The sequence below is a fragment of the Nonomuraea composti genome (assembly GCF_012034275.1).
In the GTDB taxonomy this organism is placed as follows: Bacteria; Actinomycetota; Actinomycetes; order Streptosporangiales; family Streptosporangiaceae; genus Nonomuraea; species Nonomuraea composti.
Map to the genome: position 1 here is coordinate 65,801 of NZ_JAATEP010000046.1, position 21,086 is coordinate 86,886.

The 21,086-nt window shown below is 70.7% G+C and carries 23 protein-coding genes; 14 read left to right on the plus strand and 9 right to left on the minus strand.

Annotated features, from left to right (window positions below; genetic code table 11):
• Positions 1 to 139 precede the first annotated feature (139 nt).
• From HCN51_RS43405 to kynU, 7 genes are read left to right on the plus strand one after another with little or no spacing between them, the layout of a single operon-like run.
• Entirely contained in the window at positions 140 to 1,549 is a 1,410-nt protein-coding gene (locus tag HCN51_RS43405) for an aldehyde dehydrogenase family protein (RefSeq protein ID WP_346434006.1), read from the plus strand.
• Positions 1,542 to 2,339, plus strand: a complete 798-nt coding sequence (locus tag HCN51_RS43410; protein ID WP_168017813.1) for a 2-keto-4-pentenoate hydratase — start codon at positions 1,542 to 1,544, stop codon at positions 2,337 to 2,339. The genes HCN51_RS43405 and HCN51_RS43410 overlap by 8 nt, the downstream gene beginning before the upstream one ends.
• Positions 2,336 to 2,773 carry a RidA family protein gene (locus HCN51_RS43415; protein WP_080044386.1) on the plus strand — a complete coding sequence of 146 codons (438 nt, stop codon included), beginning with the start codon at positions 2,336 to 2,338 and terminating at the stop codon, positions 2,771 to 2,773. The genes HCN51_RS43410 and HCN51_RS43415 overlap by 4 nt, the downstream gene beginning before the upstream one ends.
• Complete coding sequence (locus HCN51_RS43420) at positions 2,770 to 3,285, plus strand: 3-hydroxyanthranilate 3,4-dioxygenase (RefSeq protein ID WP_168017814.1); 516 nt, start codon at positions 2,770 to 2,772, stop codon at positions 3,283 to 3,285. The genes HCN51_RS43415 and HCN51_RS43420 overlap by 4 nt, the downstream gene beginning before the upstream one ends.
• Positions 3,286 to 3,864 carry an amidohydrolase family protein gene (locus tag HCN51_RS43425; RefSeq protein ID WP_168017815.1) on the plus strand — a complete coding sequence of 193 codons (579 nt, stop codon included), beginning with the start codon at positions 3,286 to 3,288 and terminating at the stop codon, positions 3,862 to 3,864.
• A 13-nt stretch (positions 3,865 to 3,877) separates the two neighbouring features.
• Positions 3,878 to 4,993 carry an ABC transporter substrate-binding protein gene (locus tag HCN51_RS43430; RefSeq protein ID WP_168017816.1) on the plus strand — a complete coding sequence of 372 codons (1,116 nt, stop codon included), beginning with the start codon at positions 3,878 to 3,880 and terminating at the stop codon, positions 4,991 to 4,993.
• Between the two features lie 9 nt (positions 4,994 to 5,002).
• Positions 5,003 to 6,199, plus strand: a complete 1,197-nt coding sequence (gene kynU / locus HCN51_RS43435; RefSeq protein WP_168017844.1) for a kynureninase — start codon at positions 5,003 to 5,005, stop codon at positions 6,197 to 6,199.
• A 143-nt stretch (positions 6,200 to 6,342) separates the two neighbouring features.
• Here kynU and HCN51_RS43440 read toward each other — a convergent pair whose 3' ends face one another.
• Both HCN51_RS43440 and HCN51_RS43445 read right to left on the minus strand, forming a co-directional pair.
• Positions 6,343 to 6,717: an MmcQ/YjbR family DNA-binding protein gene (locus tag HCN51_RS43440; RefSeq protein ID WP_080044391.1), complete on the minus strand. Its 375-nt coding sequence runs from the start codon at positions 6,715 to 6,717 to the stop codon at positions 6,343 to 6,345.
• A 10-nt stretch (positions 6,718 to 6,727) separates the two neighbouring features.
• The gene (locus tag HCN51_RS43445; protein WP_168017817.1) at positions 6,728 to 7,771 is read right to left on the minus strand and encodes a DUF2293 domain-containing protein; all 1,044 of its coding nucleotides are present in this window, start codon (positions 7,769 to 7,771) and stop codon (positions 6,728 to 6,730) included.
• A 92-nt stretch (positions 7,772 to 7,863) separates the two neighbouring features.
• On the opposite strand from HCN51_RS43445, the gene HCN51_RS43450 reads away from it, so the two are divergent.
• Positions 7,864 to 8,667: an FKBP-type peptidyl-prolyl cis-trans isomerase gene (locus tag HCN51_RS43450; protein WP_168017818.1), complete on the plus strand. Its 804-nt coding sequence runs from the start codon at positions 7,864 to 7,866 to the stop codon at positions 8,665 to 8,667.
• Positions 8,668 to 8,739: 72 nt separating this feature from the next.
• Here the strand turns inward: HCN51_RS43450 and HCN51_RS43455 are convergent, their stop codons facing one another.
• Both HCN51_RS43455 and mads6 read right to left on the minus strand, forming a co-directional pair.
• Positions 8,740 to 9,249, minus strand: coding sequence for a GNAT family N-acetyltransferase (locus HCN51_RS43455; protein WP_168017819.1), 510 nt, complete (start codon positions 9,247 to 9,249; stop codon positions 8,740 to 8,742).
• Positions 9,246 to 10,595, minus strand: a complete 1,350-nt coding sequence (gene mads6, locus HCN51_RS43460) for a methylation-associated defense system protein kinase MAD6 (protein ID WP_168017820.1) — start codon at positions 10,593 to 10,595, stop codon at positions 9,246 to 9,248. Before mads6 ends, HCN51_RS43455 begins: the two co-directional genes overlap by 4 nt.
• A gap of 61 nt (positions 10,596 to 10,656) precedes the next feature.
• On the opposite strand from mads6, the gene HCN51_RS43465 reads away from it, so the two are divergent.
• From HCN51_RS43465 to HCN51_RS43485, 5 genes are all read left to right on the plus strand, one after another.
• A complete protein-coding gene (locus HCN51_RS43465) occupies positions 10,657 to 11,274 on the plus strand; it encodes a type 1 glutamine amidotransferase family protein (RefSeq protein ID WP_168017821.1) in 618 nt (205 codons plus the stop codon).
• Complete coding sequence (locus HCN51_RS43470) at positions 11,271 to 11,717, plus strand: MarR family winged helix-turn-helix transcriptional regulator (protein WP_168017822.1); 447 nt, start codon at positions 11,271 to 11,273, stop codon at positions 11,715 to 11,717. Before HCN51_RS43465 ends, HCN51_RS43470 begins: the two co-directional genes overlap by 4 nt.
• Before the next feature lie 335 nt (positions 11,718 to 12,052).
• Positions 12,053 to 12,355: a hypothetical protein gene (locus tag HCN51_RS43475; RefSeq protein ID WP_168017823.1), complete on the plus strand. Its 303-nt coding sequence runs from the start codon at positions 12,053 to 12,055 to the stop codon at positions 12,353 to 12,355.
• Positions 12,356 to 12,683: 328 nt separating this feature from the next.
• On the plus strand, positions 12,684 to 12,986 hold the full coding sequence (locus HCN51_RS43480; RefSeq protein WP_080044399.1) for a hypothetical protein: 303 nt from the start codon (positions 12,684 to 12,686) through the stop codon (positions 12,984 to 12,986).
• A 470-nt stretch (positions 12,987 to 13,456) separates the two neighbouring features.
• Positions 13,457 to 13,759 carry a hypothetical protein gene (locus tag HCN51_RS43485; RefSeq protein ID WP_080044400.1) on the plus strand — a complete coding sequence of 101 codons (303 nt, stop codon included), beginning with the start codon at positions 13,457 to 13,459 and terminating at the stop codon, positions 13,757 to 13,759.
• A gap of 214 nt (positions 13,760 to 13,973) precedes the next feature.
• Here the strand turns inward: HCN51_RS43485 and HCN51_RS43490 are convergent, their stop codons facing one another.
• Complete coding sequence (locus HCN51_RS43490; RefSeq protein ID WP_168017824.1) at positions 13,974 to 14,486, minus strand: NlpC/P60 family protein; 513 nt, start codon at positions 14,484 to 14,486, stop codon at positions 13,974 to 13,976.
• A gap of 445 nt (positions 14,487 to 14,931) precedes the next feature.
• On the opposite strand from HCN51_RS43490, the gene HCN51_RS43495 reads away from it, so the two are divergent.
• Positions 14,932 to 15,285, plus strand: a complete 354-nt coding sequence (locus HCN51_RS43495; RefSeq protein ID WP_168017825.1) for an STAS domain-containing protein — start codon at positions 14,932 to 14,934, stop codon at positions 15,283 to 15,285.
• Here the strand turns inward: HCN51_RS43495 and HCN51_RS43500 are convergent.
• From HCN51_RS43500 to HCN51_RS43515, 4 genes are all read right to left on the minus strand, one after another.
• Positions 15,209 to 17,452 (minus strand): terpene synthase family protein, encoded by a 2,244-nt coding sequence (locus HCN51_RS43500; RefSeq protein WP_240973849.1) that lies wholly within the window; start codon positions 17,450 to 17,452, stop codon positions 15,209 to 15,211. The genes HCN51_RS43495 and HCN51_RS43500 overlap by 77 nt on opposite strands.
• Positions 17,453 to 17,554: 102 nt before the next feature.
• Complete coding sequence (locus tag HCN51_RS43505) at positions 17,555 to 18,964, minus strand: family 2B encapsulin nanocompartment shell protein (RefSeq protein ID WP_080044404.1); 1,410 nt, start codon at positions 18,962 to 18,964, stop codon at positions 17,555 to 17,557.
• Positions 18,965 to 18,994: 30 nt separating this feature from the next.
• Positions 18,995 to 19,930: a 4-hydroxy-3-methylbut-2-enyl diphosphate reductase gene (locus tag HCN51_RS43510; protein ID WP_168017826.1), complete on the minus strand. Its 936-nt coding sequence runs from the start codon at positions 19,928 to 19,930 to the stop codon at positions 18,995 to 18,997.
• A gap of 15 nt (positions 19,931 to 19,945) precedes the next feature.
• Positions 19,946 to 20,995: a polyprenyl synthetase family protein gene (locus HCN51_RS43515; RefSeq protein WP_168017827.1), complete on the minus strand. Its 1,050-nt coding sequence runs from the start codon at positions 20,993 to 20,995 to the stop codon at positions 19,946 to 19,948.
• Between the last annotated feature and the right edge of the window lie 91 nt (positions 20,996 to 21,086).

Sequence of the window (21,086 nt, forward strand, 5' to 3'; positions counted from 1 at the left end):
ACCAGCATCGCTCATGGCGCGCGCCGCGTTCGGGCGAGACGATGCGATCGAGGAGGTTGCGTGTCCCCGGAACTTCCTGTTGTCCACGAGCCGCACAGCGATCTATACCGGGAGGCGAGGGAGAGATGAGGAGAGGGTTGTGCTGACCCATTTCATCGGTGGCCAGCCGGTGGGCGCGGGCAAGGCGTTCCCCGTCCACGATCCGGTCACGGGCGCGGTGATCAGGCAGGTGCACGAGGCCGATCCCGAGGTGGTCGACCGGGCGGTGCGCGCGGCCAGGGAGGCGGCCCGCGACTGGGCGGCGATGCCGGTCGGGGAGCGCGCCGGGTGGATGCGGCGGCTGGCCGAGGGCATCGAGGCCCGCTTCGACGACCTGGTGGCGGCGGAGATCGCCGACACGGGCAAGCCGCTCGACCAGACCCGTACCCTCGACATCCCGCGCGGCATCGCGAACTTCCGCGCCTTCGCCGACATCGCCGCGCAGCGGCCCGAGGACGCCTTCCACCTGTCGGGCGTGCTCAGCTACACCGTGCGCAGGCCGCTCGGCGTGGTCGCGGTGATCGTGCCGTGGAACCTGCCGTTCCTGCTCATGACCTGGAAGCTCGCGCCCGCGCTGGTCTCGGGCAACACCGTCGTGGTCAAGCCGTCGGAGCAGACGCCGGGCTCGGCCGCCGTCTTCGCGGAGATCTGCGCGGAGAGCGGCCTGCCGCCCGGCGTCGTCAACATCATCTTCGGGTACGGCTCCGCCGGTCAGCTCCTCGTCGAGCATCCCGGGGTGGACGCCGTGACGTTCACGGGCTCCACCGTGACCGGCCGGACGATCATGCGGTCGGTGGCCGACCGGGTCAAGCCGATCTCGTTCGAGCTGGGCGGCAAGAACGCCGGCCTCGTCTTCGAGGACTGCCACCTCGACAAGGCGGTCGAGGGCACGGTGAAGTCGGTCTTCACCAACGGCGGCCAGGTGTGCCTGTGCACCGAGCGCGTGTACGTGCACCGCTCGATCTTCGAGGACTTCTGCGCCCGCCTGGCGGTCCGCGCCCAAGAGGTGGAGCTCCAGCCGATGATCTCGGCGGAGCATCGCGAGAAGGTGCTCTCCTATTACGCCTTGGCCCGCTCGGAGGGAGCCAAGATGCTCGCAGGAGGCAGTGTCCCCGTGTTCGGCGATCATCGCGATTCCGGTTATTTCGTGGAGCCGACGGTGGTGACAGGCTTGTCTGAATGGTCGAGGTTCAACAGAGAAGAGATCTTCGGACCCGTGTGCCACGTCACGCCTTTCGACAGCGAGGCCGAGGCCGTCGACCTGGCCAACGGCAGCGAGTACGGCCTGGCCGCCACGGTGTGGACCACGAACCTCGACCGCGCCCATCGCGTGGCCCAGCGCCTGGAGGCCGGGCTCGTCTGGGTCAACACGTGGTACCTGCGCGACCTGCGGACCCCGTTCGGTGGCGTGAAGCTGTCGGGCATCGGCAGGGAGGGCGGCACCCGCTCGCTCGACTTCTACTCCGAACCCACCACGATCACCATCAAACTGGAGCAGCCCGATGCATGACGAATGGTCCCAGGCAGTGGACGTGCGCGCCCAGGCGGCCGAGCGGCTGGCCGAGGCGGTGCGCACGGGCCGGCCCTGCGCGCCGATCAGGGACCTGGTGGGCACGGCGGCCGACGCGTACGCCGTGCAGGAGCTGGGCACGAGGCAGGCGCTCGACGCGGGGCGGCGGCCGGTCGGCAGGAAGGTCGGGCTGACCAACCCGGTGATCCAGCAGCAGCTCGGCGTCGACCAGCCCGACTTCGGCATGCTCTTCGCCGACGCCTGCTACGGCGACGGGCTGCCTGTCCCGCCGGAGCGGTTCCTGCAGCCGAAGGCCGAGGCCGAGGTGGCGCTGGTCCTCGGCGGCGACCTGGAGGGCGGCCCGTTCACCGTGGCCGACGTGATCAGGGCGGTGGACTTCGTGCTGCCGGCGATCGAGATCGCCGACTCGCGGATCGCCGGCTGGGACATCAGCCTGGTCGACACGATCGCCGACAACGCCTCGTCCGGCGCGTTCGTGCTCGGCGGCACGCCGGTGTCGCTGCGCGGGCTCGACCTGCGGGCGGCGCGGATGTCGATGACGCGGGGCGGCCAGGAGGTCTCGACCGGCTCGGGCGAGGCGTGCCTGGGGCACCCGCTCAACGCCGCCGTCTGGCTGGCCAGCCGCCTCGGCGGCACCGAGCACCCGCTGCGGGCCGGCGACGTGGTGCTGACCGGCGCGCTCGGGCCGGTGGTGCCGGTCGAGCCGGGCGACGTGTTCGAGGCGAGGATCGAGGGCCTCGGCTCGGTGCGGGCGGTGTTCGGCAAGTGAGCCCCCAGGCGAGGCCGAAGGCCATCCGCGTGCCGGGCAAGGCCACACCACGGGGCAGGTTCCCGCACGTCAAGCGGGCCGGCGACTTCCTGTACGTCTCCGGCACGAGCTGCCGGCGCCCCGACGACACGTTCGTGGGCGCCGAGGTCGACAAGTACGGCGTGACGAACCTGGACATCCGCGCCCAGACCAGGGCGGTCATCGAGAACATCGGCGACATCCTCAAGGCCGCGGGCGGCTCGCTCGCCGACCTGGTGCAGATCACCACGTACCTGGTCAACATGAATGACTTCAAGGGCTACAACGAGGTCTACGCCGAGTTCTTCGACGAGGAGGGCCCGACCCGCACCACGGTGGCGGTGCACCAGCTCCCGCACCCGCACCTGCTCATCGAGATGCAAGCCGTCGCCTACCACCCCCAGGAGCTGTCATGATCCCCCCGATCGACTTCACCGCATGGATCGACGAGCACGCCCACCTGCTCAAGCCGCCGGTCGGCAACAAGGTGGTCTTCGAAGGGGCGAACGACTTCATCGTGATGGTGGTCGGCGGGCCCAACTCCAGGACGGACTTCCACGTGGACCCGTACGAGGAGCTGTTCTACCAGGTGCGCGGCAACATGCACGTCAACGTCGTCAGCGAGAACGGCCCCGAGACCGTGCACATCCGCGAGGGCCAGATGTGGCTGCTGCCGCCGCGCGTGCCGCACTCGCCGCAGCGGCCGGAGGCCGGCTCGGTGGGGCTGGTCGTCGAGCGGATCCGGCCGGAGGGCGAGCTGGAGAAGTTCCAGTGGTACTGCATGGAGTGCGGCGCCCTCGTCCACGAGGTCGAGCTCCAGGTCCGCGACATCGTCAAGGACCTGCCGCCGGTCTTCGAGGCGTTCTACGGCGACGAGAAGGCCCGCACCTGCGGCCGGTGCGGCGCGCTACATCCTGGCAAGGGCTAGATGGTCATCGACGTCCACCCGCACCACGTGCCCCGCGGCCGGCCCGAGCCGGGCCGGCCCAGGGCGCCCAGGCTGAGGGTCGACTCGGAGCGCGAAGCGACGATCCTCGTCAACGCCCGCGACGACCTGGCGCTGGAGCTGCGCGCCGGCCCGCGGCTGATCCCGATCTGGCGGGTGCCGCTGCGGGACCCCGACCCGGCCTGCGCGGAAAGGAACGTTCCCGTCTTCGTGCGCCCGTGGGACCTGCCCGCGGGGCCGCGCGTCGAGCGGTGGATGGCGCAGTGGCTGGTCGGCCGGTTCGAGAACGCCTGGCACCGCAGGCACGACCTGGTCGGCGGCTCCGAACGGCCGCCGTCCCACTACCTCGGCAGGTTCAGCGTCGACTCTGCCGTCTTCGACGAGCGCGCGCTGCGGCTGCCCGTCGACACTCTCGGGGAGGACCATGTGATGCTCGGCAGCGACTTTCCCTATCCGCTGGGCGAGTCACCCGCGGGTGACCTGATCCGGCGCGCCCCTTTCCTGTCCGGCACGGCCCGCGCCAAGCTGCTCGCAGCCAACGCCGAGGCGTTCCTGGGCTGAAGGGAGCTCCCCCATGCGCGCACCTGTGCTGGGGCTGCCCGTGGTCGGGCTGGTGGTGCTGATGGCCGCCGGCTGCGGTGGCGCGGTGCCGCCGCGCGACGGGGAAGGGCTCCCGGTCAAGATCGGCGCGATCATCTCGCAGACCGGCGTGTACGCCGTGCTCGGCGACGACATGGAGAGCGCCATGCGCCTCTACCTCGACGACCACGGCGGCCGGCTCGGCGGCAGGCCGGCCGAGCTGCTGGTGGCCGACGACGCGGGCACCGCCGAGCAGGGCAGGAAGGAGGCCAGGCGGCTCATCGACGCCGAGAGCGTGGACGTGCTCACCGGCCTGATCGCCTCGCCCGTCGCCGTCGCCGTGGTCGAGGAGGCGGCCGGCAGGACCCCGGTGGTGGTCGCCAACGCCGGCTCCGACGACCTGGACGGCCCGAACGTCTTCCGCGTCTCCTACACCAACCACGACCACGGCCACGCCGCCGGCCGCTACGCCGCCGAGCACTACGGGCGGCGCGGCGTGGTGCTCATGGCCCCCGACTACTCGGCCGGCGTCGAGACGCTCGACGGCTTCACCGAGGGGTACGGCGCCGAGCCGCTCAAGCGCATCCTGACCCCGCACGACCGGGTGGCCGACCTGCGGCCGTACTTCGAGCAGATCCCGCCCGAGGCGAAGCTCCTGTACGCGTTCTACGCCGGCGGCGAGGCGATCGCGTTCACCAGGGCGTTCAAGGAGCTCGGCTACGACACCAGGATCGACCTGCTGGCCTGCATGAACCTCACCGACGAGGACGTGCTGCGCGCCGTCGGCCCGGACGCCGAGGGCATCACGAGCATCGGCATGTACTCGCCCGCGCTGGAGAACACCGAGAACACCGCGTTCGCGGCCAAGTGGCGGGAGCGGACCGGCCGCAACCCGTCGGCGGTGGCCGTGCAGAGCTGGGACGCGATGCGCCTCATCGACGCGGCGCTGTCCAGGGGCGGCGACCTCGGCCGCGCGCTGGGGGAGGCGGGCGAGCTGGACGGCCCGCGCGGCCGGTTCCGGCTGGACGGCACGCACAACCCGGTGCAGAACTGGTACGTGCGGCGGTATCAAAATGGTGTTAACCGGGTGATTGCCACCATCCCTCCATGACGGGAGCCGATCTTGGACCGCGACCAGTGCCTCGCCCTCGACGCCGAGGACCCGCTGCGGGAGTTCCGGCACGAGTTCGTGCTGCCCGACGGCGTGATCTACCTCGTCGGCAACTCGCTGGGCGCGCTGCCCCGCCGTACCGCCGAGCGGGTGCGCAGGACGGTCGAGGACGAGTGGGGCAGGCAGCTCGTCGGCGGGTGGAACCACGCGGGCTGGTACGAGCAGCCGCTCACCACCGGCGACCGGATCGCCCCGCTCATCGGCGCCGGCCCCGGCCAGGTCGTCGTGGGCAACACCACCTCGATCGCCGTCTACCAGGCCGTGGCGGCGGCGCTCCGACTGCGGCCCGAGCGGCGCGTGATCGTCTCCGACGTCCGCAACTTCCCCACCGACCACTACATCGTGCAGGGCCTGGCCGGGCTGCTGGGCGGATACGAGCTGCGCGACCTCGGCGAGGGGAACTTCGAGGACGCCGCCGTGGTGCTGCTGTCGGAGGTGGACTACCGCACGGGCGCCCGCGCCGACGTGCCCGCGGTGACCGCCGCCGCGCACGCGGCGGGGGCGCTCATCGTGTGGGACGTGTGCCACAGCGTCGGCGCCATGGAGGTGGACGTCTCCGCGGCCGACTTCGCGGTGGGATGCACGTACAAGTACCTGAACGCCGGTCCGGGGGCGCCCGCGTTCCTCTATGTCAACCCGCGCCACCACGCCGCCGCCGGGAACGTGCTGTCGGGCTGGCACGGCCATGCCGAGCCGTTCGCGTTCGAGGCCGATTACCGGCCGGCCGAGGGGGTGCGGCGGTTCGCGGTGAGCACCCCGCACGTGCTGTCGTTCGCGGCGCTGGAGGCGGCGCTCGACGTGTGGGAGCGGGTGCCGATGGCGCAGGTCAGAGCCAAGAGCATGGCGCTCGGCGAGCTGTTCGTGCAGCTCGTCGGCGACCGGCTGGAGCTGGCCTCGCCCGCCGACCCGGCCGCGCGCGGCAGCCAGATCTCGTTGCGCCACCCCGACGGCTACCCGGTGATGCGGGCGCTGATCGACCGGGGCGTGCACGGCGACTTCCGGGCGCCCGACGTGCTGCGGTTCGGCTTCGCGCCGCTCTACATCGGCTACGCCGACGTGTACGACGCCGCGACCACGCTGCTGGAGGTGCTCGACAAGGAGCTGTGGCGCGACGACAAGTACGCGACCCGCCTGGCCGTCACCTGAGCGCCGTCACCTGAGCGCCGTCACCTGGGCGCCGTCACCTGGGCGCCGTCACCTGGGCGCCGTCACCTGGGCGCCGTCACCTGGGCGCCGTCACCTGGGCGCTGTCACCTGGGCGCCGCTTTAGCGTCGCTGCCTGAGCGCCGTCACCTGAGGTCGAGCTCCTTGACCGCTCGCTTGGGCGCGATCGTGCGGTAGCTCTCCTCCACCCAGTCGAGCAGCACCTCGGTCTCGGGCAGCTCCGCCAGGAACGGCACGGTCACCCAGCCGGCCTTGCCCAGCCCGTAGCCGCTGGGCCGGGCGCCCTCGACGGTCAGCGCGTGGCCGTGCGCCTCCGACAGGAGCTTCACGCCGAACGACGGCTCCCACTTCTCGGTGCGTTCGTCGATGCCGAGGAAGAGGAAGACCTTCTTGCCGACCTTGATGACGGTCTCACCCCACGGGTGATCTTCCCGGGTCTCGGGCAGGCCGAGCGCGAACGTGCGGAGCTCTTCCCTGACGTCGTGCCAGTCGTCACTCATGCCTCCGACCTTAGCCGGGACGTCGGAACTCTCCGAGCTTGCGTTCGATATCGGCCCTGATCCGGTCGCGGGCCTCCATCCGGGGGACGCCCGACATGAGCAGGCTGTCGTAGCCGGTGTCGAGGTGCCGGATCGAGGCGATCACGGCGAGCGTGATGGCGTTCTCGTCGAGCGCCCTGGCCGCCGCCGACCGGCCCACCCGGCCGCTGCCGCGCTGGCCGGCGTGCTCGGCGATCTCCCGCGCCCGCGGCTCGGGGCAGCCGGGGAACAGCCGGGCGATCTCGGCGGCCATCGCGGCCTGGTACTCGACGTCCTGCTCCGCCCGGCGGACGCGGTCGCGCTCGCGGCGGCGCAGCCGTACCTCCTCGTCGGCCAGGCAGCGCTCCTCGGCCGCGGCGAGCGCGGCCTCCTCCACCAGCAGGCCCATGCGCTGGTAGACCTTGCGCCGCCGGTTGTAGCGGACGACCACCGCCGCGAGGCCGCTCTCCTGCTTGGCCCGGCGGCTGAGCGCCGCGTTGCCCGACGGCAGGAACACCAGGTGATCCATGTCGGCGCAGGTGAGGCAGTGCGGCCGGTCGTCCTCCATGATCAGGTACGGGCCGGTGTCGGCGCAGGACGCGCACGTCCACGCCTCCAGCGGGGAGACCACCACCAGGTCGGGCGCCTTGCTCTGCGCCTCGGTCAGCCGGCGCACCCTGGCCTCGCTCAGGTCGGGCGACAGCCAGTGCACCCGGAACGGCTCCTGCTCGGAACCGGCGGTGAAGCGCAGCTCGCGGCGGTCGCGGGTGCCCGCCACGTACGGGGTCTCGACCGGCCGCAGCCCCTTCGCCCGCGCCCAGTCGCGCAGCAGGCCGGCCGCGGTGAGCAGGCGGTCGTCGTCCACGGCCGCCAGCTCCGCCAGCGTGGCCGCCCGGCCCTGCCGCCAGACGTCCACGTGCCGGGAGTGCAGCCAGCGCAGGCCCGTCACCACGTCGATGAACGTCACGTACTTGCGGGTGCTCAGCGCGATCTCGGCCGCCTCCGCGACCCGCCGTGCCAGGTTCGGCTTGCTCACGGTTCAAGTTTGTCGTGAACTGGCGCGACCCGAAGCTTTCCTTGGCGCACTTGCGGCAAGTAACTCCTCTGGATCCGGCCCTGGAGGAAATCGTGCGTCTGTTCTGGCCTGCGCTCCTCGTGCTCACCACCTCGTGCGGTGTCGCCGAGGAGGGCACGCAACCCGTCGTGACGGGAAGGTTCGGCAGCAAGCCGACCGTTTCCATACCCAAGGGCCAGCCGGGCCGCACGCCGCGCATCACGGTGCTGTCGGTCGGCAGCGGGCGGCGCACCGTGCCGGGGGACGTGGTGCTCGCCGACGTGGACATCCGGCGGTGGTCGGGCAACCGGCCGTACCTGAGCACCTACGACGGCAACCAGCCCACCTCGGTCGTGTTCGACGGCAGGAAGGTGGCGGAGACGTGGCGGCAGTCGCTCATCGGGCGGCCGGCGGGCAGCCGGGTCATGCTGGTCAGCCCCGCCGCCGAGGCGCTGGGGCCGGACCTGCCGCTGGCCGGCGTCTCGCCCGCCGACACGCTCGTGCTCGTCTTCGACATCCTGGGCGGCTACCCGCCGGACGCGCGCCTCGTCGGCCGCACGCTGCCGGTCGTCCCGGCCGACCTGACGCCCGCCGACCCGCCGCGCACCCTGATCGACGGGTCCGGGCGGGAGGTCGTGGCGGGCTCGAAGGTCGTCATCCAGTACGTGGCGGCGGCGTGGCCGTCGAGAGCCGTCGTGGACTCCTCGTACCGCAGGGGCGGGCCGAGCGCGTTCACGCTGGAGGCGGGCTCGGTGCCGGCGGCCTGGGTCGGCGCGCTGGCCGGCCGGCGGGTGGGCAGCCGGGTGGCGGTGCCCTCGCCGGGGGAGCGGCCCGTCCTCTACGTGATCGACATCCTCGACACGATCACGCGCGCGTAGGCCGGGCGGCACCTCTCGCCGCCCGGCCTGCTTTCACGGCGCGATATCACGGCGCGATGCCACGGCCCGCCTTCAGCCCAGGTCGGCGCGGACCATGCTGTAGAGCACGCCGTCGTGCCACTGCCCGGCCCGGAAGCCGGCGCCGCGCAGCACGCCCTCGCGGGTGAAGCCGGCCTTCTCCAGCGCCCGCTGCTCGGCCACGTTGGTGATCTCGGTGGACGCCTCGATCCGGTTGACCGTGGAGTGGTCGAACAGGTAGCGGGCGAGCAGCTTCTGCGCGTGCGTGCCGTGGCCCTTGCCGCGGTGCTCGGGGGCCACGATCAGGCCCATCGACCAGGAGTGGCTGATGCGGGTGGCGACCTGCCTGCTCCAGGAGACGAAGCCGATCGCCTCGTCGCCGTCGGCGATGATCAGCAGGCCGCCGTCGTCGGACAGCATGCCGGACTCCTCCCAGCGCCGCCGCAGCCGGCGCGGGTCCTGGAAGCCGTACCACTGGAACTCGCCCGCGCCGTCGGGGTCGCTGGTGAGCCGGTGCAGGAAGGGAAGGTCGTCCTCTTCGACGGGACGCAGCCGCACAGTCATGATCGGGACACTATGCGACGCACGAACCTCCTGAGCTTCGAGCCCTGGGCGGGGGTGCCGGCGCGCAGCATCTCCAGTGCCTCGGCCGCCGACGGGCGCTTGGCGGGGGAGTGGTCGAGCATGCGGCGCACCACCTCGGGCACGTCGGGGCCCTGGGCGTCGCCGCTGGTGGGCAGCTGCCCGGTGAGGAGCTGGAAGGCGATGACGCCGGCCGCGTACACGTCGGAGGCGGTGGTCATCAGGTCGGGCCGCTCCTGGCACTCGGGCGCCACGTAGGCGGCGTCGAGGACGTTGCCCAGCTCGTGGGCCACGGTGTAGTTGCGGGGGCCCGGCTTGGCGTAGTCGAAGCCGGTGAGCACCGCGTGCCCGTCGTCGGTGACCAGCACGGCGGCGGGGGTGAGCGCGCGGTGCACGACGCCGTTGGCGTGCGCGTGGGCGAGGCCGCTCAGCAGGTCTTGGATCACGCCGAGCGGGGCGCCCTTGCCGAGGGCCAGGTGCAGCGCCTCGCCGTGCACGTCGTCGAGCACGAGCACGAACCGGCTCTCGTCGTCGATGGCGAAGAAGTCGCGCGAGCGCACCACGCGCGGGTGCGGCGGGATGCGGGCCAGCGTCTGGTAGGCGTTGGCGATGCGCTGCCGCTCGGCCGCCCGCGCCTGCTGGTCGGCCATGGGGTCGGCCTGGTAGACGCGCAGCAGCACGGTCTCGCTGCCGGGCAGCGTGACGTTGAAGGCGCGGTATTCGGTGACCTTGGAGTCGCCGCCGAGCTGCTCCTCGACCTCCCAGTTGCCGTAGCGGGGCGGGGCGGTGCTGCGGCGTACGGTCTGGTTGAGCGCGTCGAGGATCGCGGTGAGGTACGGCCTGGCGTCGGGGCTGCACCCGCGCCGGACGCGGGAGACGTCGCTGAGCGTGGGGAGCAGGCCGGGCAGGTCGGTGACGTTGACCGCGTCGCGCCCGGCCGGGTCGACCAGCTCGGCGTCGGGCGAGGTGAGCACGACCAGGCTGTCGACGTAGACGCGTTCGAGCTGGGTGGCCCTGGACACGAGCAGGCCCTTGAGCGCCTTGGCGGTGCCCCGCAGCTTGGTCACCGGCGACCCGAACGCCTCTCTGCGCGGCGGGAACCAGCGGGTGCCGGACACCTCGATGCGCCCGCGGGTGCCCTTGACGTCGACCACGACGAGCGAGTGGCCGGTCAGCACGAGCAGGTCGACCTCGAAGACGTCGTGGCCGCGCGGGACCTCGACGTTGTGCAGCAGCAGCCAGTCGGCGGGCGCGTGGTCGCGCAGGTATGCGATCACGCGCCGCTCGGCGTCGTTGACCGGACGTCCTCCGCCGACGATCTCTGCCATGCGGCCTATCCTTCCACGGTTATCGGTTGACAGCATGTTGTCGTTATGACAAGATACTGTCATGAAGAAAATCGCTCACCACGCCGTTTACGACACGCTCGCCGACTGGGAGACCGGTCACCTCACCTCTCATCTGCGCAACGGCCACTACCAGCGCGAGGCCGGCGGGTTCGAGATCGTCACCGTCGGCCTGACCACCGACCCGGTGGTCACCATGGGCGGCCTGCGCATCACGCCCGACATCGCGCTGGCGGACCTCTCCCCTGCGGACAGCGCACTTCTCATCCTGCCCGGGGCCGACCTGTGGGACGCGGGAGACGCGCTGGCGCCGTTCGCGGTCAAGGCCCGCGAGTTCCTCGACGCGGGCGTGCCGGTGGCCGCCATCTGCGGCGCCACGGCGGGGCTGGCCCGCGAGGGGTTGCTCGACGACCGCGACCACACCGGCGCCGCACCCCAGTACCTGGAGGCCCAGCAGGGGTACGCCGGGGCCAAGCGCTACCTCGACCGCGACGCGGTGCTCGACGGCGACCTCGTCACGGCCGGCCCAACGGAGCCGGTGGCGTTCGCCAGGGAGGTCTTCCGCCGGCTCGACATCTACCGGCCCGAGGTGCTGGATGCCTGGTTCCGGCTGTTCGCCAGGAGCGACGCCTCGGCCTTCGAGGTGTTGATGACGGCATGAGCGAGAGTGCCGAGTTGTTGTCCGGCATGGCGTTAAGAGCCTTCCGGCTCAACGGCCAGTTCCTCCATGTGGCGGAGGGGCTGGCCCGGCCGTCGGGGATGACGGCCGCGTGGTGGCAGGTGCTCGGCGCGGTCCTGCGCGAGCCGCTGCCCGTCGCGGGCATCGCCCGCGTCATGGGGATGACCAGGCAGGGCGTGCAGCGCATCGCCGACCTGCTGGTGGAGCGGGGGCTGGCCGAGTACCGGCCCAACCCGGCGCACCGGCGGGCCAAGCTGCTGAGCCCCACGCAGGCGGGGCGGGAGGCCATCGCCAAGATCGTCCCCGGTCATCAGGAGTTCGCCGACCGGCTGGTGGGGGAGCTCGGCGTCGAGGACGCGCGGCAGTGCCTGGAGGCGCTCCGGCGGCTCTCGGCGGCCCTCGACCGTCTCGCCGAGGAGTCGTGACGAGCGTTCTCCACGACCAGCTCCACCGGCACAGGAAGGATCCCCAAAGAGCCGGTCGAATGTTGTCCAACGAGCGGTGAACGAATTCCCCGTGGACGTTCCCACGCGACCGGACACCGGTTGAATGCGGAGCGCCGAAGTCCAGTACAGGGCGGTGCCGCGGCGGGCCGGTAAAACCCGACGCCAAAAAATAGAGGCGGCACTTTGACCTAGCCAAGGTCTTTCCGAGTTGCGGTTTTCGTCTCTTCCCGTGAGGGTTATTCGCGGCACCTCACAGCCCTGCACGAACGACTATGGCGCCGGAATTCCGCGCCGATCCACGGAGGAAAGCAACCATGATCCGTCGTATTCTGGCCGGTGCCGCTATCGCGGCCGCCGCCTTCGGGTTCTCCGCGACCGCCGCGTCCGCCGACGTCGGCCCCAACGTGCGCAACGAGGGCGCGGACGTCATCAGCCAGTTCCAGATCCTCGACGACGTGCTGAACGACGTGCTGAACCACTCGGCCAACGACATCGAAGTCGAGATCATCAACATCCTGGACGAGGTCAACGTCCCGCTGCTGAACAACAACCAGCCCACTGTCGGCAACCACAACAAGGACACCGACATCAAGAACGGCCACGCCAGCGCGGAGTAGGTCCAGGGCGTCCACGGACGAAGGAGGCGGCCGGGCCCCGTGACCCGGCCTCCTCCTGCCCGTCCGTATGCGAAAGAGCCGGCGGTGGTATCCGCGAGGCCATGGAAAGACTAAAGCGCCGCGATGTCGGGGGACCCGTCGCACGGCTGCCGGTTTCCCGGCCGTGAAACCTGACACCAAAGAATCGAGGCGGCTTCTTGACCTCCATAAGGCCTTTCCGGGTTGCGGGCTCCGCCGCCCGCCGCAATTGTTATTGGCGGCACCTCACAGCCCTGCACGAACGACTATGGCGCCGGAATTCCGCGCCGATCCACGGAGGAAAGCAACCATGATCCGTCGTATTCTGGCCGGTGCCGCTATCGCGGCCGCCGCATTCGGGTTCTCCGCGACCGCCGCGTCCGCCGACGTCGGCCCCAACCCGTACAACGGCGGCCAGGCCATCCTGAGCCAGTTCCAGGTCATCGACGATCTCCTGAACGACGTCGCCAACCACACCCTGAACGACCTCGAGGTCGAGATCATCAACATCCTCGACGAGGTCAACGTCCAGGCGCTGAACAACAACCAGCCCTCGGTCGGCGACGCCAACAAGGACACCGAGATCAGCAACGGGCACGCCAAGGCCGAGTAGCCTTCGGGCCGAAAAGCGGAGGAGACGCGGCGGCACCGCACCGAAGCGGGCCGCGTGGCCAACCGCCCTCCTCTCTCCCAGGTGCACGAAAGAACTTGATCGTGGAGACTCGCGAGGCCACGGAGCGGCTTTCGGGGCACTGAAGCGTTCGGGGGCCGTACGTCCTCGGCGCGACCGCGCAAGGTCGCCCGAGGACGTGCGGCAGACGCTTCCCAGCCTTTGCGAAGCCGGCCGGAAATCGTGAGTGACACGGACGCCGATATCCACGGACACCGATACTCAACGACGACCCCGCCGGTCGCCGAAATCCAGTGCCAAAGAATCCAAGCGCCTCCTTGACCTCCATGAGGGCATTTCCAGTTTGCCATCTCCGATGCCCGCCACGATCGTTGACAGCGGCACCTCACAGCTCTGCACGAATGAACCCGGCGCCGGGATTCCCGCCGCCGATCCATGGAGGAAAGCAAACAATGATCCGTCGTATTCTGGCCGGTGCCGCTATCGCGGCCGCCGCTCTCGGGTTCTCCGCGACCGCCGCGTCCGCCGACGTCGGCCCCAACCCGAGCAACAAGGGCCAGGCCCTGCTGTCCCAGTTCCAAATCATCGATGACGCGCTGAACGACGTGCTGAACCACTCGGCCAACGACATCGAGGTTGAGATCATCAACATCCTCGACGAGGTCGACCTCCAGCTGCTGAACAACAACCAGCCGTCCGTCGGTGACCACAACAAGGACACCGAGATCGAGAACGGTTTCTCCAAGTCCGAGTAACCCATGCTCGCGTGAGCGGGAGAGCCGGCCGTGGTGACTCGCGAGACCACGGTACGGATTTCCCGCACACCAAGGCATTCGGTGGCCGTACGTCCCCCGGCGCGATCCGTCGAGGAGAGCCCGCGGGACGTACGGCAGGCGGCAGGAACCCCGCCCGGCCGATGACGGTCGGCAGGAACCCCGCCGAACCGACAATGGGCGGCAGGAAGCCCGATCACCCCTCCACCTCAACCTCCACCTCCCCGCGGCCCCAGCCGGGCCGCACGACTCCCAGCAGGTCCGGCCGGTCCAGCGGGTCGATCCGCACCACGGCGCCGGTGTACGGCGCGTGCACCATCCGCTGCCCGTCCACGGCCAGCCCCACGTGCTCCGGCCCCGCCCGCGCCCGGTCGTTGTCGAAGAAGACCAGGTCTCCCGGCTCCAGCAGCTCCTGCGGCACCCGGACGCCCGAGCGCCACTGCTCCGTGGTGGTGGTGCCGATGAGCACCCCGGCCCGCGCGTAGGCGTACTCGGTCAGGCCCGAGCAGTCGAAGCCCTTCGTCCTTGCGCCTCGCCCGATGCCGTAGCCGGGCCCGTGGATGCCGCCTCCGCCCCACGAGTAGGGCACTCCGATCATCTCCAGCGCGGCCCTGAGGGCGATGCCTCCGGTCGCGGATCCCATGGCAGGGGTGGCGGACGCGACAGTGGTCGTGATCGCGCACACGATGGCGCAGATCGCGGCCGTCACCTGCCGTGTCCCTTTTCGGTTCATGGCATATCAGCGCTCCCGTTTCGCGCGGCGTCCGGGGGCATGAGCGCCGACCTGTACGCAGTTGTCTTGTCTGCGTACTTTTCTCTCTTCTATTGCGACAAAACGCCATTACGCGCCTCACGCAATAAGCGGATATTTCGTGCTTTTTGGCATCGGCCGGCGCGGGGTGGGCGGAGGCCGGGAGATCCACGGCAAGGCGCCCGCTGCCGCGCCCCCGCTGGGCCTGACGACTCATGACAGAAGTGATCCGGGGGAAAGATTCAGGATTGTCCGAAAAATCGGTCATTTTCCCAAGAAAATTACATCGTCAAACCTCTGTCGTGTAGCCTGGGACTCGGGTCGACCACCGGCGGTGCGTGCCGGCGGCCATCCCGATTCGGCAGGACGACCCCCAGAGCGCGTGTTGGGGGGTGCGAGGATCGTGAATGTCCAGGAGCGGCTGCTCTACCAGGACCAGCAGCTGACCGTCCTGATGGCGGCGGGGCCGGCGGCGCCAGGGGTGCCCGCCGTCACGCTCATCGGCGAGATCGACGCCTCCAACAGCCCGGCACTGGCCACGACGCTCGCGGGCTGCCGCAGCCAGGGCACCTACATCGTGGTCGACACCGGATCCCTGAGCTTCATCGACGTCTCAGGGCTGCGCGTGCTCGTCATGCCCACGCTGCCGCCCTCGCAACGCTGGATCCGCCTGCACAACGTCACCCCGTACCAGCGGCGGCTGCTGCGCATGATGGGCTGGTTCTACCAGCCCAGGGTCCGCCACGCGCCCCTGTAGGGGTGATGTCGGCGGCGGAGGTGCCCAGGCCGGAGGGGCCGCGCAGGCGCCAGCGCGGCGGCAGGGCATGGTGGCGTAGCAGCGACGGCTCGTCGTAGCGGAAGCAGTGGCGGTGCCAGTTGAGGATCCCGGCCAGCCAGTCGCGCAGCTCGATCACGAACGCGTCCACCTCGCGGCGGGCGGCGGCGTCGAGGCCGAAGTCGTCGCAGACGATCGGCAGCTCGTGCTCCACCAGGTGCTGGAACTGCCGCACCCGCGACTCCTGGAGGTCTCTGACGATGCCGAGCGCCGCCGGGTAGTCGCAGTCGAAGAACGTCTGCGTCACCAGCACGCAGTTGTGCACCTCGCCGTCGAACTCGACCTCCTTCTGGTACGAGAACACGTCGTTGACCAGCGTCCCGGCGTCCATCATCGCGTTCTCCAGCGCCACCACCGGACCGCTGGCGAAGAACTCCTCCGGGATGCCCTTGGAGTGCCGCAACCGGCACAGGCTCATGGTGAGCCGCGAGCCGAACGTGGCGCGGCGCATCTCCACGTAGTCCACCGGATCGGGCACGTGGCGGGAGATCTCGCCGGCCAGCTCCCACAGCCAGCTCTCGCACATCTCCTCCACCGCCGCGCGCAGCTTGGCGCGGTCCGCGAGCGGCATCGGCCCGGCCGTGCGTGCCCACACGTCGGCCAGGCCGCGTTCGAGCGCGTTCGCGGGCGCCGGTGGCGCGGTGCCGTCGAGCGGCATGAACAGCCCGAACCGCGCCACCATGACCTGGGCCGCCGGCAGGTTTCGCGACCGGCCGAAGACGACCGGGAAGTAGTCGTCGCCGTACGTGCCCCACGCCAGCCAGAACGACGCCAGGTCCAGTTCCTCGGGCGAGGCGCCGGGATTCAGGCCCGCCGCGCACAGCGGCAGGTCGATGTCGATCAGCCTGGCCTCGTCCCACACGGCCGGCCCGGCCGCACCGTTGCGCGGCTCCAGCATGCCCATCGCCGCGCACCAGGCCACGAGGTTGCGCCGGGCGGCGTCGAGGTGGGGTGACAGCTTCAGGTCGAACGGCACGTACAGGTCGGGGATCACCGACGGCCCCACCCGCTGGTACGGCACGTGCGCGACGTTGCGCAGCCGCTTGGCCCCCAGCGCGTCCACCAGCGACGACATGCCGAGCGGCCGGGTCGCCCTGGCCCGCTCGTTCATGTAGCGGCTGGAGCGCAGGTGCCACTCGTGCCCGCCCGACTGCCAGTCCTGCAGCCCCTTGACGTAGGCGAGCACGTCGGCCGCGCTGAGCGGGTCGACGGCGTGCTCGGCGAACAGCGGGCCCAGCTCGAAGGCCGCCGTGTGCTCGAACTGCTGCATCCGCGAGGTCAGCAGGTCGTTGACCGCGTTCGCGGCCTCCTGCGTGGTGCAACCCAGGAACTTCTCCAGCACCAGCACCCCGTTGCTCAGCTCGCCCTCGTCGCCCACCTCCCGCTGGTAGGAGAACAGGTCGTTGCGCAGGTGCACGGCGTCGGAGAAGGAGTCCTTGAGCACCCGCAGCGGCCGGGTGGCCGCGAGCGCGGCCGGCACCTCCGCGCGCACGGCGTGCTCGACCAGCCCGGCCGACCAGGGCGCGCCGCCGACCTTGCGGCGCATCTCGATGTACTCCACCGGGTTCGCCACCCGGCCGCTGTTGATGTTGGCCAGCTCCCACAGGGACTCGTTCAGCAGGTTGCGGGTGCTCTCCGCGAACCGGCCGCGCCAGCCCGTGGACATGCCGGGCACCGTACGGGGCCACAGGTCGGCCAGGCCCGCCTCGACCGGGTTCACCGGCTCCGGCACGGTCAGGTCGGCGCCCATCGGCATGAAGCGGGCCAGCCGCTTCAGGTACTCCTTGCCGCCCCGCAGGTCCCCGGTGCGCTTGAAGACCTCGAGGAAATGGTCGTCGAAGAAGAAGACCCAGACGTACCAGTCGGTGATCAGCCCCAGCTCCACCGCGTCGCAGTCGGGATGGGTGTAGGCGCACATCAGCGGGTAGTCGTGGGCGTCGAGGTCGGCCTCCTCCCACACGCCCGAGCCTTCGAGCATGCCCATGTCGCGGGCCCACTGCTTGGAATGGGCGCGGGCCTGCTCCAGGTGCGGGTTGAGCCGCGCCGGGTACGGCTGGTAGAAATCCGGCAGTTCGAACGGCTGGGACATCGTCACTCCCTCACAGATGTGTCTCCTTGCCGGTGCCACGGCGTGGAGGGGCCGGCACCGTACGGGCGGTGCCGGCCTGCGAGCCGGTGGGCGGGTGCCGCGTCAGCCGACCCGGCCGAGCTCGACGTCCTCCAGCACGCCGAGCGCGTCCGGCACCAGCACGGCCGCCGAGTAGTAGGCGCTGACCAGGTAGGAGATGACGGCCCGCTCGTTGATGTTCATGAACCGGACCGACAGGCTGGGCTGGTACTCGTCGGGGATGCCGGTCTGGTGCAGGCCCACGACGCCCTGGTTCTCCTGGCCGGTGCGCATCAGCATGAACGACGTCGTGCGCGTGTTGCTGATCGGGATCTTGTTGCAGGGGAAGATCGGCACGCCCCGCCAGGCCGGCACCTGGTGCCCGCCGACCTCGGTGTGCTGCGGGTAGATGCCGCGGTTGCTGCACTCCCGCCCGAACGCGGCGATCGCCTGAGGGTGCGCCAGGAAGAACGAGGGCTCCTTCCACACCGTGGACAGCAGGTCGTCGAGGTCGTCGGGGGAGGGCGGGCCCGAGCGGGTGCGGATGCGCTGGCCGAAGTCGGCGTTGTGCAGCAGGCCGAACTCCCTGTTGTTGATCAGCTCGTGCTCCTGGCGCTCGCGCAGCGCCTCGATGGTGAGGCGCAGCTGCTGGTCGAGCTGGCTCATCGGCTGGTTGTACAGGTCGGAGACGCGGCTGTGGACGCGCAGCACGGTCTGGGCGACGCTCAGCTCGTACTCGCGGGGGGACTGCTCGTAGTCCACGAACGTGCCGGGCAGCACGGCCTCGCCGGTGTGGCCGGACGACATGTTGATCGCGGCCTCGCCGTAGTCGTTCTGGTCGCGGGAGCCGCTCGTCCGCCAGCTCTCGATGTGCTCGCGCAACGCCGGCGCCTGCTCGGCGATCTGCTCGAAGTCCTGCCTGGACAGCGTGAGCACGGTGGTGGCCGTCTTGGCCCGCGCGCTGAACTCGAACCGGCCGCCCGCCACCAGGGTCTGCTCGCCGAGATAGTCGCCGTCGGCCAGCACGCCGAGGCTCTGGTCGTCGCCGTACGCGCCGCGCCCGACCTTGGCCACCCGGCCGTGGGCGATGAGCACCAATTGGTCCACCTGGCCGCCCTCGGCGACGATCTCCTCATCCGCCTCCACCTCGCGCTGGGTGAAGCGGCCGGCCAGGGCTTCGAGCACCTCCATGTCGTCGAAGCCGCGCAACATCGGCAGCTCCGTCAGCTCGGCGGGGATGACGCGCACCTCGGAGCCCGTGGTGCTGAAGGTGATGCGGCCGTCGCCCAGCGTGTACGTCAGCCGCCGGTTCACCCGGAACACACCGCCGGAGCACTGCACCCACGGCAGCAGCTTCAGCAGCCACCTGGTGGTGATCTCCTGCATCTGCGGCGGTGTCTTGGTGGTCGTGGCGAGCTGTTTGGCGGCATCGGTGCTGAGGCTGAGCTGCCCGTTGCCGTTCTCGGGCGCGGTTGAGTGGGTTGTTTCGGTCATCGTGCTGCACCACCAATCTCGGTGTGGGCCCTAGCCCGGCTTGCGGTTGGATCGGAGTTCGAGCGGGAGGGAGAAGGTGAGCGTCTCCTCGGTCAGGGTCACCGGCTCCACGTCGGCGTAGCCGCGGGCGGCCAGCCAGCCCAGTAACTCGGTGACCAGCCCTTCCGGCACCGAGGCGCCGGAGCTGACCCCGACGGTCTGCACGCCGTCGAGCCAGCGCTCGTCGGCGTGCGCCGCCCGGTCGACCAGGTAGGCCGCGCCCGCCCCGGCGGCGAGCGCGACGTCCACCAGCCGCTGGGAGTTGGAGGAGTTGGCGGAGCCGACGACGATGACCAGCTCGCAGCGCGGCGCGATCGCGCGGACCGCCTCCTGGCGGTTCTGGCTGGCGTAGCAGATGTCGTCGCTGGGCGGGTCGATGAGGCCGGGGTGGCGCTCGCGCAGCCGCTCCACGGCCCGCAGGGTCTCGTCGACCGCCAGCGTGGTCTGCGAGAGCCAGCTCACCGGCCCGTCCGCCCGGAACTCGCCCGGCTTCGCGGGGTCCACGACGTGGATGCGCCCGGGGGCCTCGCCGACCGTGCCCTCGACCTCCTCGTGCTCGGCGTGCCCGATGAGGACGATCTCGTAGCCCGCCTCGGCCATCCGCACGGCCTCCTTGTGGACCTTCGTGACCAGCGGGCAGGTGGCGTCGATGGTGCGCAGCCCGCGCCGCGCCGCCTCCTGCTTCACCGCCGGCGAGACGCCGTGGGCGGAGAAGACGACGAGCGCGCCGTCGGGGACCTCGTCGAGCTCGTCGACGAAGATCGCGCCCCGGCGGCTGAGGTCGTCGACCACGAACGTGTTGTGCACGATCTGCTTGCGCACGTAGACCGGGGAGCCGAAGCGCTTGAGCGCCTCTTCGACGGTGATGATCGCGCGTTCGACGCCCGCGCAGTAGCCGCGCGGAGCCGCGAGTAGTACCTGTGCCATGGTGGAAGACGTCCCTCACTTGGTGCGGTGCGCGAGCTGGTCGGCCATCAGGGCCAGCACGGAGGCGGCCTCGGGCTTGATCTGGGCCTCGGCCAGCGCGGACATGGCCGCGCGCACGCGTTCTTCGATCATTGACTCGACCCGGGCCAGCGCTCCGGTGTCGATGAGGATCTGGCGCACCTCGGCGGCGCGCTCCTCGGTGAGCGCCGGGTTGCCGTGCCAGGTGCTCAGGTGGTCGAGCTGCGCGGGGGAGGCGTGCTGCACGGCGTAGGCGTACATCACGGTCTGCTTGCCCTCGCGCAGGTCGTCGAGTGCCGACTTGCCGGTCTCGGCGGACGAGCCGAACGTGCCGAGCACGTCGTCGCGCAGCTGGAACGCCTCGCCCAGCGGCACCCCGAACCTGGAGTAGGCGTCGAGCAGCTCCAGCGGGGCGCCGGCCAGCGCGCCGCCGATCTGCAGGGGCCGCTCGACGGTGTACTTGGCGCTCTTGTAGCGGATCACCGTCAGCGCCTCGGCCTCCGTCGCGCCCGAGCGGAGCTGGGCCAGGACGTCGAGGTACTGGCCGCTGATGACCTCGGTGCGCATGGCGTCGAACAGGTGGTGCGCGGCCCGCAGCCGGGCCGCCTCCACCCCGCACGACGACAGCAGCGTGTCGGACCAGGCCAGGCTGAGCGTGCCCAGCAGGATGCCACCCGCCTGCCCGAACGCTTCCGCGCCCGGCCCCCGGTGCAGGTCCGTCAGACTCCGGTGGACGGTGGCGTGCCCGCGGCGGAGCAGGCTGCCGTCCATGATGTCGTCGTGGATGAGCAGCCCGGCGTGGCACAGCTCCAGGGCGGCGGCGGCGCTGATGATCTCCTCGCAGTCGTCGCCGCCGGCGCCGCGCCAGCCCCAGTAGCACAGCTGCGGGCGCACCCGCTTGCCGCCGCTGAGGATGAAGTCGGCCAGCAGGCCGTACGCGGCCTCGACGCCCGGGTCGGAGACGGGATTCCGCCAGGAGTCGAGGAATGCGCTCAGCCGCCGGTCGATGCGTGAACCAAGGGAGTGCTGAGTGAAGCCCACCGGCATGCGCGCGGCTCCTTCTGTCAGTCGGTCGCTACCCCTAGTTACTCACTGTTTACTGAGCGTGTAAAGTGTCTTATGCGGCTCAAGCTTTCTT